The 17,824-nt window shown below is 45.1% G+C and carries 16 protein-coding genes and 2 pseudogenes; all 18 read left to right on the top strand.

Features of this window, described 5'->3' with window-relative positions:
* Window positions 1–171 precede the first annotated feature (171 nt).
* Window positions 172–639, top strand: a complete 468-nt coding sequence (locus DW830_RS07750; protein ID WP_118312265.1) for a hypothetical protein — start codon at window positions 172–174, stop codon at window positions 637–639.
* A 34-nt stretch (window positions 640–673) separates the two neighbouring features.
* Window positions 674–973, top strand: a pseudogene (locus tag DW830_RS07745) (DUF4134 family protein); the annotation flags it as partial.
* Between the two features lie 141 nt (window positions 974–1,114).
* Window positions 1,115–1,423 (top strand): DUF4134 domain-containing protein, encoded by a 309-nt coding sequence (locus DW830_RS07740; protein ID WP_117588093.1) that lies wholly within the window; start codon window positions 1,115–1,117, stop codon window positions 1,421–1,423.
* 16 nt (window positions 1,424–1,439) lie between these two features.
* On the top strand, window positions 1,440–1,748 hold the full coding sequence (locus DW830_RS07735) for a DUF4133 domain-containing protein (RefSeq protein WP_118255879.1): 309 nt from the start codon (window positions 1,440–1,442) through the stop codon (window positions 1,746–1,748).
* 30 nt (window positions 1,749–1,778) lie between these two features.
* Entirely contained in the window at window positions 1,779–4,703 is a 2,925-nt protein-coding gene (locus DW830_RS07730) for a TraG family conjugative transposon ATPase (RefSeq protein WP_119249477.1), read from the top strand.
* A gap of 5 nt (window positions 4,704–4,708) precedes the next feature.
* The gene (locus DW830_RS07725; protein ID WP_119249482.1) at window positions 4,709–7,375 is read left to right on the top strand and encodes a PspA/IM30 family protein; all 2,667 of its coding nucleotides are present in this window, start codon (window positions 4,709–4,711) and stop codon (window positions 7,373–7,375) included.
* Window positions 7,376–7,412: 37 nt separating this feature from the next.
* The gene (locus tag DW830_RS07720; protein ID WP_119249476.1) at window positions 7,413–8,372 is read left to right on the top strand and encodes an ORF6N domain-containing protein; all 960 of its coding nucleotides are present in this window, start codon (window positions 7,413–7,415) and stop codon (window positions 8,370–8,372) included.
* 11 nt (window positions 8,373–8,383) lie between these two features.
* Entirely contained in the window at window positions 8,384–9,214 is an 831-nt protein-coding gene (locus DW830_RS07715) for a hypothetical protein (protein WP_119249475.1), read from the top strand.
* Between the two features lie 137 nt (window positions 9,215–9,351).
* Complete coding sequence (locus tag DW830_RS07710; protein WP_117587977.1) at window positions 9,352–10,056, top strand: DUF5045 domain-containing protein; 705 nt, start codon at window positions 9,352–9,354, stop codon at window positions 10,054–10,056.
* 286 nt (window positions 10,057–10,342) lie between these two features.
* Complete coding sequence (locus tag DW830_RS07705; protein ID WP_147487237.1) at window positions 10,343–11,083, top strand: hypothetical protein; 741 nt, start codon at window positions 10,343–10,345, stop codon at window positions 11,081–11,083.
* 295 nt (window positions 11,084–11,378) lie between these two features.
* Window positions 11,379–12,497, top strand: a complete 1,119-nt coding sequence (locus tag DW830_RS07700; RefSeq protein WP_118312266.1) for a hypothetical protein — start codon at window positions 11,379–11,381, stop codon at window positions 12,495–12,497.
* A gap of 23 nt (window positions 12,498–12,520) precedes the next feature.
* Window positions 12,521–13,138 (top strand): conjugative transposon protein TraK, encoded by a 618-nt coding sequence (gene traK, locus DW830_RS07695; protein ID WP_117586837.1) that lies wholly within the window; start codon window positions 12,521–12,523, stop codon window positions 13,136–13,138.
* Window positions 13,139–13,149: 11 nt separating this feature from the next.
* Window positions 13,150–13,482: a hypothetical protein gene (locus DW830_RS07690; RefSeq protein WP_117586836.1), complete on the top strand. Its 333-nt coding sequence runs from the start codon at window positions 13,150–13,152 to the stop codon at window positions 13,480–13,482.
* A gap of 2 nt (window positions 13,483–13,484) precedes the next feature.
* On the top strand, window positions 13,485–14,783 hold the full coding sequence (gene traM / locus DW830_RS07685) for a conjugative transposon protein TraM (RefSeq protein WP_119249473.1): 1,299 nt from the start codon (window positions 13,485–13,487) through the stop codon (window positions 14,781–14,783).
* A gap of 10 nt (window positions 14,784–14,793) precedes the next feature.
* A pseudogene (gene traN, locus DW830_RS07680) lies at window positions 14,794–15,644 on the top strand (conjugative transposon protein TraN).
* Window positions 15,645–15,654: 10 nt separating this feature from the next.
* On the top strand, window positions 15,655–16,155 hold the full coding sequence (locus DW830_RS07675) for a hypothetical protein (RefSeq protein ID WP_118312258.1): 501 nt from the start codon (window positions 15,655–15,657) through the stop codon (window positions 16,153–16,155).
* A gap of 16 nt (window positions 16,156–16,171) precedes the next feature.
* Window positions 16,172–16,840 (top strand): DUF1566 domain-containing protein, encoded by a 669-nt coding sequence (locus DW830_RS07670; protein WP_147487236.1) that lies wholly within the window; start codon window positions 16,172–16,174, stop codon window positions 16,838–16,840.
* A 17-nt stretch (window positions 16,841–16,857) separates the two neighbouring features.
* Window positions 16,858–17,811 (top strand): hypothetical protein, encoded by a 954-nt coding sequence (locus tag DW830_RS07665; RefSeq protein WP_119249471.1) that lies wholly within the window; start codon window positions 16,858–16,860, stop codon window positions 17,809–17,811.
* Window positions 17,812–17,824 lie beyond the last annotated feature (13 nt).

Genomic DNA, 17,824 nt, shown 5'->3' with positions numbered 1-17,824 from the left:
AGATACAAGAAAAATACAAGCTAGCTATAACTTATTGATTATCAGCAAAGAGAAAGAGAGTTATTAGAAAAAGAATATGTTAAATAAAAAGGTATATCGTGATTTTCGCCCCTATATTGCAAAAAAGTAGTTCCTTTGCACCCGAATTTTTAACAAAACAAAATCAAGACAATGGGAGCATTTTGGATATTCGCAGCAATATTGACATTTGTCTATATCGTCTATTATGCCGTTATAATGGCCATGGACACTGTAGGCGACAAAGGTAAGAAAAAGAAAGACGTAGAGGTGTTTGCCGTTGGCAATTCCTCACAAGAAGCGTTTGTCGAGGAACCAACCTTCATCAAGGAAAAGGAAGCCTTGCCAGACACCTCTTCGGCAAAACAAGAAACCACCCCATCGGAAGCCACCGTCCAAGAGCCTTCCATCTCGCCAGAGGAAAGCGGCGAGGACATAGCCTCCAAGATTATGGCAACGGAAGACTCCGAGCTATATGCCAAGGCTGTGGCAGCCAAGGCTGAGATGGTGAAGGTAGTTGCCGAGAGCGAGGATGAGATAGCAGCCGCAGACTATGACGACAAACGCCTAGCCTTGTTGGTTGCCGAAGGCGATGATATGGCAGAAAGGATGAGCATATGAGAAAGATAATGAAGAAAAGGTATTTCTAGCCTTTCTATTCATGGCAATATGCCTTACGGCCTCCGCATCCTGTGGCACAACCGATTACAGCGGAAGCTCAGGAAAGCTCTATGACATGGTAGTATATGTCGTTGCCATGTGCAGTTTGACTGTTCAGCTACTATATGCCATTGCAGCCGTCCTGTCCATCTACAGTGCTACCAGCATCTACATCAAGTTGCAAGCAGGAGAGGAAGGCTTCACCAAGAGTGTGATGGTGCTTGTAGGCAGTTGCCTCTTCATGATAGGTGCAACCATCGTGATGCCAGCATTCTTCGGGTTCAACTTTGGTTAAATTAAATTATAGATAATAACAATCAAAACAAAAAAAGTATTTATGAAAATTAGCATTTTTAAAAACGCAGTAAGCGCAAAGGACTTTGTGTGCTCTGCAACCAAGGGCACAAAGGCTCTAGTTGGCAACCCAAGAGTAGCCATGGTGTTCACTCTCCTCTTTGTCTTTACCCTGGGAATGTTTGCCCAGAACACCGCTGGTGACTATTCGGCAGGAACAACAGCCTTGGGAACGGTGACCACCGAGATTGCCAAGTATGTTCCAGTAGTGGTGAAGCTCTGCTATGCCATTGCAGGTGTCGTTGCCGTGGTTGGAGCCATCTCCATCTACATTGCCATGAACAATGAGGAGAACGACATCAAGAAGAAGATTATGATGACCGTGGGCGCATGTATCTTCCTTGTGGCAGCTGCCCAGGCATTGCCATTGTTCTTTGGTGTAACCAACTAATCGTCATCAATAAATTATGGCAAATGAGAGTCAAGAGCAATATCCTGACTATCCAGTATTCAAGGGACTCCAAAAGCCCCTTGAATTTATGGGTTTAAGGGGTAGGTACATATATTGGGCTGCAGGAACCGTTGGAGGAGGCATTTTAAGTTTTCTCATCGGTTACGTTGCCTTCGGTTTTCTAGTAGGCCTTGTCTTGATTACATCCATCGTAGGCTTTGGAGGAGCGATGATATTCATCAAGCAGCACAAGGGCTTGCATTCCAAGCACTCCCCTGTGGGTGTTTTCATCCTTGCCCATCTTGCGGAACATCAGAAAAGATGAGCAAGTTTATCATTTAATAAATTCATAGATATGATTTTACTTTTCGTTTCGGTCGTTTTCATTTCCATCCTCGTAGGTATGGCTATTTCCGTAGGTGCGTTCGGCACTGGAGGAAAGAGAGCCAAGATCTTCGAGGATATTTATTTCAGCATAGAGGAAGTGGATGGCATCGGCGTGGTATATACCAAGAAAGGCGACTACTCCGCCGTTCTGAAGATGGAGAATCCAGTAAGGAAATATTCCGCCGACACCGATAGCTATTACGAGTTCACATCACTCATGGCGTCAGTGATGCAAGTGCTTGGAGATGGCTATGCCATCCACAAGCAAGACATCTTTGTGCGCAAGCAGTTCGACATGAGCAGCATCAAGGGCAAGAACAAGGATGCCAAGAAGCGTTTCCTCTCAGATGCCTACTTCCGCTTTTTCAACGGAAGAAGCTACACAGAGGCAACCACCTATCTCACCATTACCCAGAAGGGCAAGAGCGGCGGACTGAAAGCCTACGACAACAACAAGTGGAGAGATTTCAACGTAAAGATACAAAAAGTAGCCGACCGATTGAAGAGTGGTGGAATCACATGCCGCTTCCTTGGCGCAAGGGAGTGTCAGGAGTTTGCCGACCGCTTCTTTGCCGTTGACTTCAAGAATCCTACCACAGGCATGACCGACTTCAAGGTTGACAGTGAAGAAATCGGCATGGGCGACCAACATGTAAAAGTATATAGCCTGCTGGATGTTGACAACGTAGGTTTGCCAGGCATGATACGCCCCTACAGCGACACCGTGGTGAACAACTCGGTGATGCCAGAGGACTTGCTGTCGGAGCTAGACCATATCCCAGGTGTAGATACTGTCATTTACAACCAAGTCATCTTCTTCCCGAACCAAAAGAGGGAGATGGCAAAGCTAGACAAAAAGAAGAACCGTCACGCTTCCATTCCAAACCCATCCAACCTGATAGCCGTAGAGGACATAAAGGCAGTTCAAGACGAGGTGGCAAGAAATGGCAAGCAACTCGTATATGCACACTACAACCTGGTGATAAAGATAGAGGCAGACAAGGACTTCCAGAAAGTCACCAACAACCTAGAGAACATCTTTGCCAAGTATAGCATCCATATCTCCAAGAGAGCCTACAACCAGCTGGAGCTGTTTGTGGCGAGCTTCCCTGGCAACTGTTTCCGTCTCAACCAAGACTACGACCAGTTCCTCACCATCTCGGAGGCCGCCTTGTGCCTGATGTACAAGGAACACCAGGCGAAGGGCGACAACTCCCCCTTGAAGTGTTACTATACCGACCGCCAAGGAGTGCCAATGCCAATAGACACGACAGGTAAGGAAGGAAAGGTGAAATACACCAACAACAGTAACTTCTTCGTCCTAGGTCCTTCGGGAAGTGGCAAGAGCTTCCACATGAACACCGTGATGCGCCAGTATTACGAGCAAGACACGGACATCGTGATAGTAGATACAGGAGATAGTTACGAAGGCTTGTGCAGTTACTTCGAGGGCACCTATATTTCCTATAGCAAGGAAAAGCCAATCTCCATGAACCCTTTCAAGATTACCAAGCTGGAGTATGACCAGAACTTTGGCGAGAAGAAGAACTTCCTGAAGAGTCTCATCTTCCAGATATTCAAGGGAGCGGAGATGCCGTCCAAGATAGAGGACACCATCATCAACCAAACCATCGTGGAGTATTTCGAAGCCTACTTCAATCCGTTCGAAGGCTTTACCGACGAAGAGCGGCAGAAGATGAAGGACACCCTCCTTCTCCAAGACAAGACCAACGGCAAGTATGAGGAGTATGAGCAAGAATTGGAAGAGAAATATGGAGAGGACTTCGACTTTGAATCAGCCACGGCAGAGGCAAAAGATGGCAAAGACCTCACCAGACAGCAACGCCTGAAGGGGAAGTTGCAAGCAGTCATCGATGACGCTGCATCCACCGAAGGTGAAAAAGAGAATGCCAAGAAGAAACTGATGCTTCTCACCCCAGAGGTGATAGAAAACAACTATCTCATGCGCATCGAGCGCAAGCTGGAAAAGATAGAGAGACAGAAGAAAAAGCTGAAAGTAAAGGAACTCTCCTTCAACACCTACTATGAGTTTGCCTTGGAGCGCATTCCTCAGATACTGCACCAACAACATATCGAGTTCAACATCAATGACTTCGCCGCCATCCTCAAACCTTTCTACAAGGGAGGAGAGCAAGAGTATATCCTGAACAACGACTTGGACAGCAGCCTGTTTGATGAGAAGTTCATCGTTTTCGAGATAGACAAGGTGAAGGACGATCCAGTTCTCTTCCCTATCATCGTGCTCATCATCATGGATGTGTTCACCCAGAAGATGAGAATCAAGAAAGGCAGAAAATGCCTGGTCATCGAGGAAGCATGGAAAGCCATCGCCACCCCAGTGATGGCCAACTATATAAAATACCTCTACAAAACCGCCAGAAAGCACTGGGCGATGGTTGGTGTTGTGACACAGGAGATACAAGATATCACCTCCTCCCCTATCGTGAAGGAAGCCATCATCAACAACTCCGACGTGTTCATGTTGCTAGACCAAAGCAAGTTCAAGGACAAGTTCGATGACATCAAGGCCACCCTCGCCCTCACCGACAACGACTGCAAGAAAATCTTCACCATCAACCGTCTGGACAACAAGGAAGGCAGAAGCCCATTCAAGGAAGTATTCCTGAAGAGAGGGCAGAACGGCGAGGTTCTTGGAGTGGAGGAGCCACCGGAGTGCTACATGGCCTATACCACGGAGAAAGCCGAGAAGGAAGCCTTGAAGCTCTACAAGAAGCTCATGGCCACCGACTACCAACATGCCATCGAGCAGTTCGTGAGCGACTGGCACAACAGCGGCATCAAGAAGAGCCTGGAGTTCTCCCAGAAAGTACTGAAGGAAAAGAAAGTGTTTTACTACAAGAACAAGCAATGAAAACCATGCGTAGATTAAGTGCCATAATAACTATGCTGTTGCTAGCCACCTTGCCGATGTTCGCCCTGTCCTATCATGCGGTGAACGTTGACAAGGTGACGGCTGCAGCCATGACCGCAGCTTACGCTTCGGAGGCAGAGATGGAGGCGATGAACACCAGCAACCTGCAAAAGATCGTTGACCATTACAAGAGTGCCACCGTAGCCACTGCGGGAATTTTACTATCCAAGAAGAAGGACAGGGATGCCATGCGTAACCCCGGCCTTTTTGCGTCTGAGGAAAACTACTATTACAAGCGCATCCTCAACCTTGTGAAGAACGGTATCATGCCAAAGTTGATAACCGTAGCCTCCAAGATGGTGAAGCAACCCCAAAATGCCATCTACTGGGGGCCTTACCTGTTCAAGACCACCGAGAACGTGGAACAGCTTTGCAAGCAGTTCGAGCTAGTTTGCACCAATGGCAAGCTTAGTTTCAAGGATGTGACGTTTCTCCTCATCAACGATGATCTGCGAAAGATATTCGACCTAGCGCAGATGGGTGCAAATACTAACTGGGGCGACCTGTTGGACAAACTTGGAGACTTTGGCGACGGACTCACGAAAGAGGACATACAGGAAGACTTCAAGAACCTTGGTAGCCTCTTGGCCTCCATTGGTGGAAACACCATCGACAGCAACTTGCAAGAAGGAAGCAAGATAGGCAAGATTTTCCATATGAAGCCCAAGGAGATTGCAGACCTCTACAAGAACTTCAAGGAGCAATACGACAAATACAAGGAAGCAGGAAACGTGGAGAACATCCTGATGCAAGTAATCCAGACCGCCGATGCCGACGGCGTGGCCAGACTTTTCAAGGTTGACGACTACAACATCACCGGCTATATCAGCAACTACATCAAGGAGATGCAGGGACAATATTACACTCAAAGATGGTATATTGCGCAAGTGAACAGTGGTTCAAAAGTGCTTGCTACCTATCAACCGTCACACCCGACAAGCACCAACAACAATGACAATTGGGCAGGATGGCTCTTCAAATGCAATTCCCAAAAGAAGACAGCCCCACCCTATCCAACCCTCACCACCTCGGAATACAATCAGTTAAAGAGCGCAGCCGAGAGTGAGACAGGATGGAATGCGACTAAAAAAGCTGATTACGAGAAAAAGAATCCAGGACATACCATAACCCTCAGCTATCAGACCGTTTCCTATAATTACATCTGGGACAAGAGCGGAGGAACCTTTTCGCATTCCAAGCACGAAAGAGGTAAGCATTTCTGCGTATATATGACAGTTACGGACACTTGGAACATCAAGGATGAGGTGTATGAGGAAATCTTTGATTCCCAGACCATGAACCTGGAAATCTTCAAGAAGAAGATGGAATCTCGCTTGAAATACTACCAAGACCAAGAGGCCGACAAGGAAGGCAGCACCCTCTCCTATAAGCTGTGCTCCGACCCACCAAGATACTATGCCATGGCCGATGAGAAGAAGATGGAAGGCTGCAACTCCGTAAGTTTCACAGCCACCTGTGACGGAGGAGCATCCCTAGGAGAAGGCAGCTTCAACTGGAAGGAGAACGGCAAGCAAGGCAGTTCCCTCAATGAGAAGTCAAAGGAGTTTGCCATGCGCAGCACCCCGGACTCAGAAAATAACAATGTGGATGACCTTCTCACCAAGCAAAAGGAGTATGAGGCACAGATTTCCACCTTGAAGCAACAGATTTCCAGCAACGACAAGAAGCAGCAAGAGCTAATAAAGCAAATTCAGCAAGCCCAGTCGTTGGGCAACCAGGACAAGGTGAAGAGCTTGCGCAGCCAATATGATTCCATCACCAATGAGACGGCAAGCTTGAAGCAACAGCTCAACAATACACAGAAATTCCTCAACGAGTTGAACAACAATGTAAACGAGTATTACGAAGACCTTGCCGACAACTTGGACGGTCCCTACAGGATACCATCCAACATGAAGGAATTGGAAGGCATGTACCAGCTACAATGGACAGACGATGGCAACTGGGTGGAAGGCAGCAGCCAATATATCTTTGTAAGACATGGTTATTGTCCGTCGGTGAAGTCAACGGTGACCTATACAGCCACCCTCACCTTGCAACAGAAACCAAAGTATTTCCTTGGAATCAGAATCCATCGAGCCATATTGTCCGTGGATTTCAAGCTCACAAGCGAGTATTCCAGCGACAATGTCGTGGCAGTCATCAAGCTAGACATGAGCAAGAGCGAGAAAGAAAGAGCCGACGAGGTGAATGCCAAGCTGAAGGAATTGATGGCAGACATGCTCAACTGCAGCATCAACATCAAGTACAACTATGCCTCAAAAGCTGATGATGACGAAGACGAAGACGGCATCCATCTGCTATGGGCTAGCGACCGCCTGGATGTAGCAAGAGAAGTTGACTACCAGCTCACTTCCATCTACTCACAGCTTGTCATCTTGGAGAAAGTGATGCAAGACAGAGAAACCATCCTCGACTTCCTGAAGCACAAGATATTCGATGTAGTGAGCAGGGCATCCAGAGGAGCCATCGCCGAGTATGCACTTACAAGATGGGAAGATGCAAGTATGGCGGCAATGAAGAAACAGGCAGGAGTAGAGGAAAAGAAAGAGAATACCCCATCCACACAAAAGTCTGACAAAAACGTTTAAGGTCACAATTTGTGATCTTAAAAATAAAGATAGCAATATGGCAGATAATATAGAACATCAAGATAAAGGAGAACTGGTCGCAAATTGTGACCAGTTACAAAATGATGAAGTCGTAGTTACCACTCCTGTAGAAAGTCGAATAATGTCTATTCGTGGAAAGCAGATTATGATAGACAGAGACTTGGCTGAACTTTATGGAGTGGAAACTAAAAGATTAAACGAGGCTGTAAAACGTAATATAGAACGTTTCCCTGAGCGTTTCCGTTTTCAACTAACTAAGGAGGAAATGGCTGAACTGGTCGCAAATTGCGACCGGTTCAATATTTTGAAGCACTCAACAGTTCGTTCATATGCTTTCACGGAGCAGGGAGTGGCTATGCTCTCCACTGTTCTTAGAAGTGAAACCGCAATTCGTGTAAGCATACGTATTATGGATGCATTTGTTGCAATGAGACGTTTCATGGTGACAAATGCAGAAGTTTTCCAACGTCTTTCAACAATGGAGTACCATCAACTGGAAATGCAGCAACATCAGCAAGAAACAGACAAGCGCATAGACGAAGTATTCCGCAGATTGGACGAGGGCAATGCAAAGCCGAAGCAAGGTGTGTTCTACAATGGGCAAGTTTATGATGCCTATACTTTCGTGTCCGACTTGATTAAGAGTGCGAAGAAGCGTATTGTCCTTATCGACAACTATGTTGACGAGACTGTACTGACATTGCTCGATAAAAGAGATAATAACGTGTCTGCGGTTATCTACACTCAGCAGATAAACCGTCAGTTCCAACTCGACATAGACCGTCATAATGCTCAATATGCACCGATTGATGTTGAGACATTCCGTTTATCACATGACCGCTTCCTTTGTATAGACGATGATGTATATCACATTGGAGCCTCCATCAAAGACTTAGGTAAAAAGTGGTTTGCCTTTTCCAAGTTAGACATACTATCCCCAGATATGCTCATTGAAAAAATAAAAAGTAACAATTAAAAACGAACGGTATGAGAAAAAAGAACCATAGGTACTATACCTATTATATAATAGTGGCATTACTGGCATGGCTTCCAACAAAAAGCCACGCCCAGTTTGGCATCAACGACATGCCATCCATAGAAGCGATGATTTCCAACCACAAGACTGTAAGAACAGCCTTGGATATAAGAATGATAGCTGAGCTAGGAGTAGAACAGGCACATGAAGGCTCGCAGAAAAGCATCGAGGGATATCAGGAATCCAGCAAGAGGCTTGATAAATACAAACGCTGCTTTGACATCATCGACCTCATTTTGAATGGAACAGCCACGGCTTTTCATGGAGTAAGAACCTATCAAAGCTGCAGTAGCAACATCAAGAGCTACCTACAGCTTCTGAACGAGTATGAGGAAAAGATACTCTTGAAGGGCAAGATATGGTCATCGGACACCATCATCTATACAACAAGCAAGCAAACCATAGAGGATATAAAAAGTTCCGCTTCCAGCATCTATAAATCCTATATAGATTTGTCAGCCTACCTCACAGGAACGGCAGAGTGCAAGACAGAATCCATGATGCTCTGCTTGCAATGTATCAATGAGAACATGGATGCCATTGACGCATCTGTCAGGAACGCCTACCTAACCCTTTGGAGCTATATGACCATTCGCCTGGGGTTCTGGAAGAAAGAGATATTCAGAGCCAAGACCATCAGGGAGATGGCGTTGGAGGCATACGACACATGGAAGAAATCCCAGTATATTGCCTACAACAACCTTCAAAACCCTTCCACCGAGAAACATAAGGCATTGGGAGGAGGCGGCATCCTTGGAGGCAGGTCAAGAGAAGACATTTAGTTCCAATGGATAAAAGGCATATATAAGTATAGGCTTATATAAAACAATAAAGAAACAAACATATAAGTATATAAAAATATAATTATATTAAGCAATAATCAATGAAACATATAAGAATTTTATTTTCATTAGTGGCAATGTTATTCATCTCCACGACATCAAGAGCGCAAGGAGCCGAGGTTACCTATATTCATGAAGATGACATCATGAATCAGTTTACAGTAATGGAAACTGGTGCTGGCAGTCTTAAACCAAGAGAATACTATCAACTTATGCACAAGAGTTACCAAAAAACAGCAGCAGCCACCAACAAGTTGAGTTTTCGCTTGGAAAATCAAGTATTGACCAACAAGGAAGTTCCTTTGGCGGAGAAAGTGGATTCCGACTTGGTAAAGAGAGAGAAGGTAGAAGCCACCAACATCGCTACAAGAACACCAGGCGCAGGCGATGTCGCCTGGATGATGGAAAAGGGAAAGATAGAGAGTAAGATGAACACCTTCGAAAGCAACATCAACAAGATAGTAAGCTATGGAGGCAGCAGCGATGACTTCAAGAACTGGAAAGACATCTACAACAGTCTCGACTGTGCCATCAAGCTCATCAGGAAGTCCTATCTAGACCTAGGCAGTCGAAAGAAGGAATATTTGGCCATCTACCAAGACATAGTGAAGCGCAACCTCTCCCTCACAGGGCAACTAAGATATTGGAAAAGTCTAAAGACTGTCAAACAAGCCCAGCAGAAAGCAACGAAAATAGACAGGCAATCAAGCAATACGGTGATAGCAAACAATGCCATGCGAAGATGGCAGAACGCCATGGCCGTGGATGGTTTCTCCAAATAAGCAAACAAATACACCTATATTCGCATAATTATATAACCATATAAAAATATAATTATATAAGAAAATAAAGAAATATAGCAACAAAGAAATAAGCCAATAATGCAATAAAACAATAAAGAAACAGAAAAATAAGGATATAAATCAGTCGTTTTACTCAAAAGTACAATAAAATATATGTGAAAACTAAACTTTTAGTTAATAATGTTGCTCAATTCAAGAAAAAGCTGTATCTTTACAGCCAAAAATAGGTAAAACGGCAATAATGTCAAACCAAAGAGTAAATGATATGAGCAACAAAAATTACAACAATTATAGCAAAGCAAAGAAAACAATAGCAGTAGTATTCCTTAGTTTGATAGGAATGCTAAATGTGATGGCACAGACTGGGACGGTAACACGTAAATTTTATATGAAAGGATACAACAACCATCCAGATACGTGCCTCACTACTTTATTTATAAATGATGGCAGTTTTTCTGGACTTAATCTAACTCTTTCCTGCTTCGATAAAGGAGTAAAAATTAAGGCTGGATTAGAAACAAAAAATAGACCTAATTGTTTGACTGACTTTATTAATGAATTAAAATTTATAAAAGAAAAATATATAGAGTGGTCATCTATAGCAAAGGAAAATGGTGTGAAGAAATATTCCAAGGAAATCGGTTATTACAAAAACAATCCTGCATTATTTCTTCAAGCTACTAAAAACGGTTTTGAATACTATCAAGACATGAAAATCGCAGCTATACATGAAGTACATGCCATGTTTAATGTAGATGAAAAAGGAGAGTGTAATGTTTTTATGGGGTGGAATGGAATTCCTTTTATAAGAACCAAAGGTTACAACGAAGGAATGCTTACATCCTATCCTATCAAAGAAACTTTTTCTGTGTCGCAAGTTTGTTTTAATTTCAACAGCGAACAACAAATACAGAGTTTAATCGATGCTCTTAATTTGGAAACTGCAAAATCAGAACTACTCAACAAAACTGAAAAGGATAAAAATCTTGATTCTTTATTCAAATAATCATAAGCCTCTTGCGTTAGCAAGGGGCTTTGTTGTATATTCACCTCAATAATCTATACCCTTGCATTAACACCGAGGGGTTAAAGGGGGCGAGCAGCCTCATTTATAACAGTTTACACGATACACCTTAGAAAAAGAATATGTTAAATAAAAAGGTATATCGTATTTATGCGGCCATTTTTATGTTTTTCCATTACTTTTGTGCGAAAATTTTAAAATTGATATAAAAATGGCATTTAGTACATTATTCTTAGAAGCTTCATCCAGTAATGATACGATGGATGGAATAAAAGACATGGTTAGCGATCTTTCGCAAACCATAGGTGTTGATTTGTTTGAAGAAGACATAGATAATGTCGTTTTTCAAACAAACGAGTTTTTATGCAACAGCGATTTTATCGGTTCGCAAGGTCCTTTTTGGTGGATTTTGCAGATGAGCATGGCTTTGGGAGCATTGTTCTCTATCATCGTGGCTGGAGGCATGGCCTACAAGATGATGGTGAAGAATGAGCCTATAGATGTCTTCAAGATAATGAAGGTGTTAGGCATTGCTATCGTGATGTGCTTTTGGTACCCACCAAGTATGAGTGGATTCAAAGGTGCCAGCAACGCTTGCATCCTTGACGCTTTGGCTTACATTCCTAATTGCATAGGCAGCTACACACATGACTTATATGAAGCCGAAGCTACACAAGTAAGTGATAAATACAATGAACTTATGCCTCTTATACAGAAAAGAGATAAGCTTTGTGATTCAATATCCTCCCCTATTAAAAGTGCCGCTGGGGAATTACAAAATGTGCAAACATCAGATGTTCAAACTGAAGCAACAGGAACTAAAAGTGTTTCAGAAGGACTTTCAAAAGCAAAAAGCGCAGAAACAAAGTCCACCTTTGCAGGTTTAATGATAGGTCTGGACAAAGTTGTCATGTTCTTTGCCTTGGTCATCTACCGAATTGGTTGGTGGAGCACGATTTTCTGTCAGCAGATACTGTTAGGAATGCTCACGATATTCGGACCGATTCAATGGGCATTCAGCGTCCTACCAAAATGGGAAGGAGCCTGGGCTAAGTGGATAACGAGGTATCTCACGGTACACTTCTACGGAGCGATGTTATACTTCGTTGGTTTCTATGTATTGTTACTTTTCGACATCGTACTAAGTGTTCAAGTAGAGAACCTTACTGCTATCACCCAAGGCGAGGGAGCCATGGCCGCCTACATCCAGAACGCCTTCATGACCTGCGGCTACCTGTTGGCAGCATCCGTAGTAGCCTTGAAGTGCTTGAACCTAGTTCCAGACTTGGCAGCGTGGATGATACCAGAGGGCGACACCGCATTCTCCACCCGAAACTTCGGCGAGGGAGTAGCATCCTCTGTGAAGGCAAGTGCGGCTTCAGTGATGAGAATATAAAGAATAGATAAAAATACAACAATATGGCAGTATTAAAGAATGTAGAGAATAAAATCAAGCTCGTAATGATAGTGAGCAGCCTATTTCTGGTAGGCTGCGTCATTGTGAGCCTAGGCAGCATCATCATCGCCAAGGGCATGGTGGACGAAGCCCACAAGAAAGTTTACGTATTGGACGGAACCGTTCCTATTTTGGTAAAGCAGACCACCCAAGAAGAAACCTTCGATGTGGAAGCCAAGAGCGACATCGAGATGTTCCATCAGTTCTTCTTCACGTTGGCACCTGATGACAAGTATATCCAATACACCATGAAGAAAGCCATGTATCTGGTGGACGAGACAGGACTAGCCCAGTACAATGCCCTGAAGGAAAAAGGCTTCTATAATAATATAATAGGTACGAGCACCATCTGCAGTATCTATTGTGACAGCATCAAGCTCAACACCGATTCCCTCACCTTCACCTACTACGGCAGACAGCGCATCGAGCGAAGGACAAGCATCCTGATGCGTCAGTTAGTAACCGCCGGCAAGCTCAGAAGAGTGCCGAGAACAGAGAACAACCCTCACGGAATCCTCATCACCAACTGGCGAACACTGAAGAACCAAGACTTGGAGGAAACCAAGAAGTCAGACTATTAAATCAAGCAACAATGGACATAAAGAAAGTACTCATGGGCGAGAAGATGCCCGACAAGAACGATCCCCAGTATCGAGAGCAATACGAGCGAGAGGTGAGAGCAGGGCAAAAGTTCGCTGAGAAGACCAAGCTCAACATTCTGTTTTTGAAAATCCAAGAATGGGCAAACGACCACAGAAAGGCCTTTCTGGGCATCGTGTTCGGCTTGGTAATCTCCCTGTTCGCCTGGAATGTCATCAACATGATAAGATATTACAATGCGAGCAAGGAGCAAAAACGCCACACGGCAGTGGAGCGAGTAGAGAAAGCCCTTCAGGAGCAACGTAATTCACACAAAGCACAATAAAGATGGATATAAAGAAAATCAACTTCAAGCAGCCCAAGTATATGATACCAGCCATCATATACATACCGCTGTTGTTCACAGGCTACTTCTTGATAGACACATTCAACGTCGAAACATCAGGGCCAGGCAACAGCAAGCTGAAGACCACCGACTATTTGTCGAGCGAGTTACCGGAAGCCTACACCGACAGCGTCCTAGGCGACAAAATGGACAACACCCAAAGGGAATACGGAAAGATTTCCGACCTTTCGGGAGTCCAAAACGTAGAGAACGACAACGACTCCGTAAACAAGAAACAGGATTACGAGTCAAAGTATAACGAAGAGGAAGCCAAGAAGGTCAAGCAACAGCAAGCCGAGGAGAAGCGCAAGCTCCAAGAGATGCAAGAGCGAGTGAGACAAAATCGCAGCCAATCCAACAATGACGACTTTGTTGACCCGATAAGCAGCTCCGAGATAGCCAAGGCGCAACGTCGCCGTCGCCAACGCAACTGGGAAGAAATGAACCGCAACCTGGGAGGTGGCGACAACTATCTGGCAGACAATGAAGAAAACTCGTCCTCTTCCCTTTCCTCTTCAACCACAACAGGAAACACCACGAACAGCGGTATTCCTGGAGCCATGAACAATGACACCGACAATTCTTACAACGCTCCAAATACCGCTAACGGCAACCATCAGTACCAAGGAGGCGTACAGCAAGATGGAGAGCAACCAGAAAAGGTGACAAAGAAGACCAAGGAAGTCTCCGACTACTTCAACACCGTAGGCAAGGACAAGGAAAAAGACAAGCTCATCATGGCCATCATCGACGAGAACGTAAAGGCCGTTGACGGCAGCAGGGTCCGTCTCCGCCTGTTGGATGACATAGAGATAGGCGACGAGACCATCAAGAAAGGCACCTACCTATATGCCACCATGAGTGGCTTCGGCAAGCAAAGAGTCCAAGGAAAGGTAGAAAGCATCTTCTATGAAGATGACATCATCAAGGTAAGCCTATCCATCTATGACACGGACGGCATGCAAGGCCTGTATGTACCTCTGAGCAGTTTCAGGGAAACCACCAAGGAAGTCGCAAGCAGTGCCATGCAAGGCGGCAACATCATGGACAACACCACGACCAGCAGCAGCGGCATCAAGGGATGGGCGACCCAAGCAGCGCAAAATGCCTCACAACGAGTGATGAACGCCTTGGGAACAGCAGCCAAGAAGAACCGTGTCCGCCTGAAGTACGGCACACGAGTTTACCTTGTTGACGGCAGTCAGAAGGAAAGAAGCAACAGAAATAGAAACAATTATTAATCAGATAGAAATGAAAGAAATAAGAAAGAAGTTCCTATCACTCCTTGCGGTGTGCTTAGGAGCCACACTTGGAGCATTCGCTCAGAAAGGATATAACGACATGGAGCAGCTCACTGTCAACGAGAATGTTTCATCCATCATCACGGCATCAGAGCCTATTCGCTTGGTAGATATATCCACAGACAGCATCGCTGGCGACAAGCCATTGGAGAATGTAATCCGCTTGAAGCCAAAGACAGGCAACCACAAAGACGGCGAGGTGATGGGAGTTGTCACCATCATCACAGAACGCTATCGAGTGCAATATGCCTTGATATACACAAGCAAGCTGGAAGAGGCAGTGACTGACAAGGAAGTTGAGCTAGTGGAGCGCAATGCCTTCCATAACCCAGATGTAAGCATGTCAACGGTGGACATGGTGAGTTACGCCATGAAGGTGTGGAACTCCCCTGCCCGATATAGAAGCACATTCACCACCCAGAACAAGATGACCATGCGTCTGAACAACATCTATGTGGTAGGAGAATACTTCTTCATAGACTTCTCCGTGGACAACAAGACCAACCTTCCGTTTGATATCGACGAGCTAAGGGTAAAGCTGCAGGACAAGAAGCAGCAGAAAGCCACCAATGTGCAGACCATCGAGCTGAAGCCAGCCTGGTATTGGATCGTTCCGTAAGATTCAAGAAAGGCTACAGAAACATCATTGTTCTGAAGAAAATGACTTTTCCTAACGACAAGGTACTATCCATCGAACTCAGCGAAAAGCAGATTTCCGGAAGAACAATCTCCATGAACCTCGATTACGAGGATGTGTTGGCCGCCGATGCCTTCGACACCCTTCTTTTACGTGAACAATAAAAAGACAGATATGAGAAGAATACTTTCAACGATATTCGCCATACTACTGACAGCAAGCGCATTCGCCCAGAGTCACGGCAACCATATCATGGTAGGCGTTGGCGGCAGCTATCCGCAAGGAGTAGAGGCCACCCTCGCCTACGAGCACGAAACCGAGTATCACAACGCCTGGGAATATTTCGCCACAGCCTACTTGAAATACAAGAAAGACGAGGAGGCAGGACATGTCACAAGCGACTCCTTCTGGCACAACTATAACACATGGACTGTGGGTGCAGCCTACAAGCCATGTGTTACAAGAGGCAGAAACCACCACGGAAGTGTAAGAATAGGTGTTAGCTGTGGCAGCGACCTGGACAAAGTGATAACCGCAGGACATGTAGGTTACGAGCATACCTATAACCTCTACAACGGTTGGAGCCTGTTCTTCCAAGTGAAGGAAGATGTAGTAATCAGAGGAAAGGACACGTTCAGAACAGGAGCATCCTTTGGCGTGAAAGTTCCCCTATAATATAATAAGGTGTAAAATGAAAACAAAGATAACAACTTTTGTCATGGGGATGCTTATGATGGCATCCTTCATGACCTCCTGCGACAATCATGAGCCATACGACCCGGACTTGCATATAGGATATGTCCTTTGCGATGACCATACCTGCATGGACACGGCAACCTATTTCAACCAAAGCAAGCGCAAAGCCGTGGGAGTAGTCTTTGCCGAAAAGACGAAAGATCATCCTGTGTTGGCGGTAAACCTGGAGGAAACAAGCGGCATGTTCTGTGACTCCATAGGAATGGAGAACGGAACGAGCGGTGACATCACCAAGTTCGATGGCTTCTCCAATACCGTTGCCATGTATCAAAGCTATGACAATGAAACTGGCCATGGCTCTCCGATAGCCATGAGGATGATGAACTTCCACGAGTATGGGCAAAGCGACCACATCCCAAGCGTGGCAGAACAACGATTGCTGCAAAGTGCAGCCAAGACCATCAATCCCATCATAAAGAGATGCGGAGGACAACCTATCAGCTTGGATGCAGACTGTTGGTATTGGACTTCTACGGAAGTACAGGAGAACCCAGGCACACAAGCCTGGCTATGCAGCGCAGTGAATGGTGGCATCATGCCAACACCAAAGGCAGAGAGCCATAAGGTCAGAGCCATCATTGAGATGAATTATCCAGAATATTAATCTTCAAACACAAAATTATGGCAAATTGGAAAACATTGTTGGAAACAGCCTTAAAAGGAGCCAAGACCGCTGCCCCACATATTCTTACAGGAGCAAAGGTAGCAGCCCCTTATGTGAAGAGTGCGGTAAAAACAGGCGCGCACGCAGTAAAAGGAACAGCAGAGTTCGTCGCCAAGCATCCTAAGGCCTCCCTTGTAGCAGGTGCTGTGTCCCTCCCCTATTTCGGTTACAACAAAGGTGCATTAACTTTTGCGAAAGAAAAGTTACTGGGGGATGACTCCAAGGAAAAAGGACTTGTTGACACAGCATCAAGATTAGCATTCGGCGACCAAAAGGATGCTTACGGAAACGAAAAGTCAATCTCGGAGAAAGCAGTCAACGTTCTTTTTGGCGAAGGTTCCTATGATTCAGTCAAAAGAGCAGGAGGAGCCACCATCGACGAGGGGCAGGAGCTCTACCATAATATTAAAAACGGGGTGGTAGGAATAGGCAATGAAGCAATCGGCCTGTACCAAGACGGAAAGCAGTTTGCTGGAAATTTCTTTTCAGGCAACGGTATGGTTTCCAATGGCAACGGTGGCTATTACGATCCAACAGCGCAATCCTATCCATCTATGGCACAGATGCAGATGACCAATCAACAAGGCGGTGGTTCAATGAATGCCTTGATGAACGGCATGAACAATGCAGTAAGCCAAGTGTCCGGTGGAAACGTGAGCAAGATGAACATTGCCAGTTTGTTGCTTTCTGCCTATATGATGTTCGGTAGATTTGGTTGGATGGGAAAAGCTGCCAGTTTATTGCTGGGAGGAATGACCTTACACAACATAAACGGAAAACAGGCAGCTTCTCAACACCAAAATCAGCAACAACAGCAATCACGTGCGAACGTTACCGAACAAATACCTCTTCAGACAGCAGAGATGCCTGTTGAAGAAGAGAACACTGTTGTTCGCATGAGAAGACTATAATTAGATACAGGAG

The organism is Prevotella sp. AM34-19LB (genome assembly GCF_003468525.1).
GTDB lineage: Bacteria > Bacteroidota > Bacteroidia > Bacteroidales > Bacteroidaceae > Prevotella.
The sequence above is the reverse complement of the archived record's forward strand: the minus strand, read 5'-3'. Positions and strand labels throughout refer to the sequence as shown.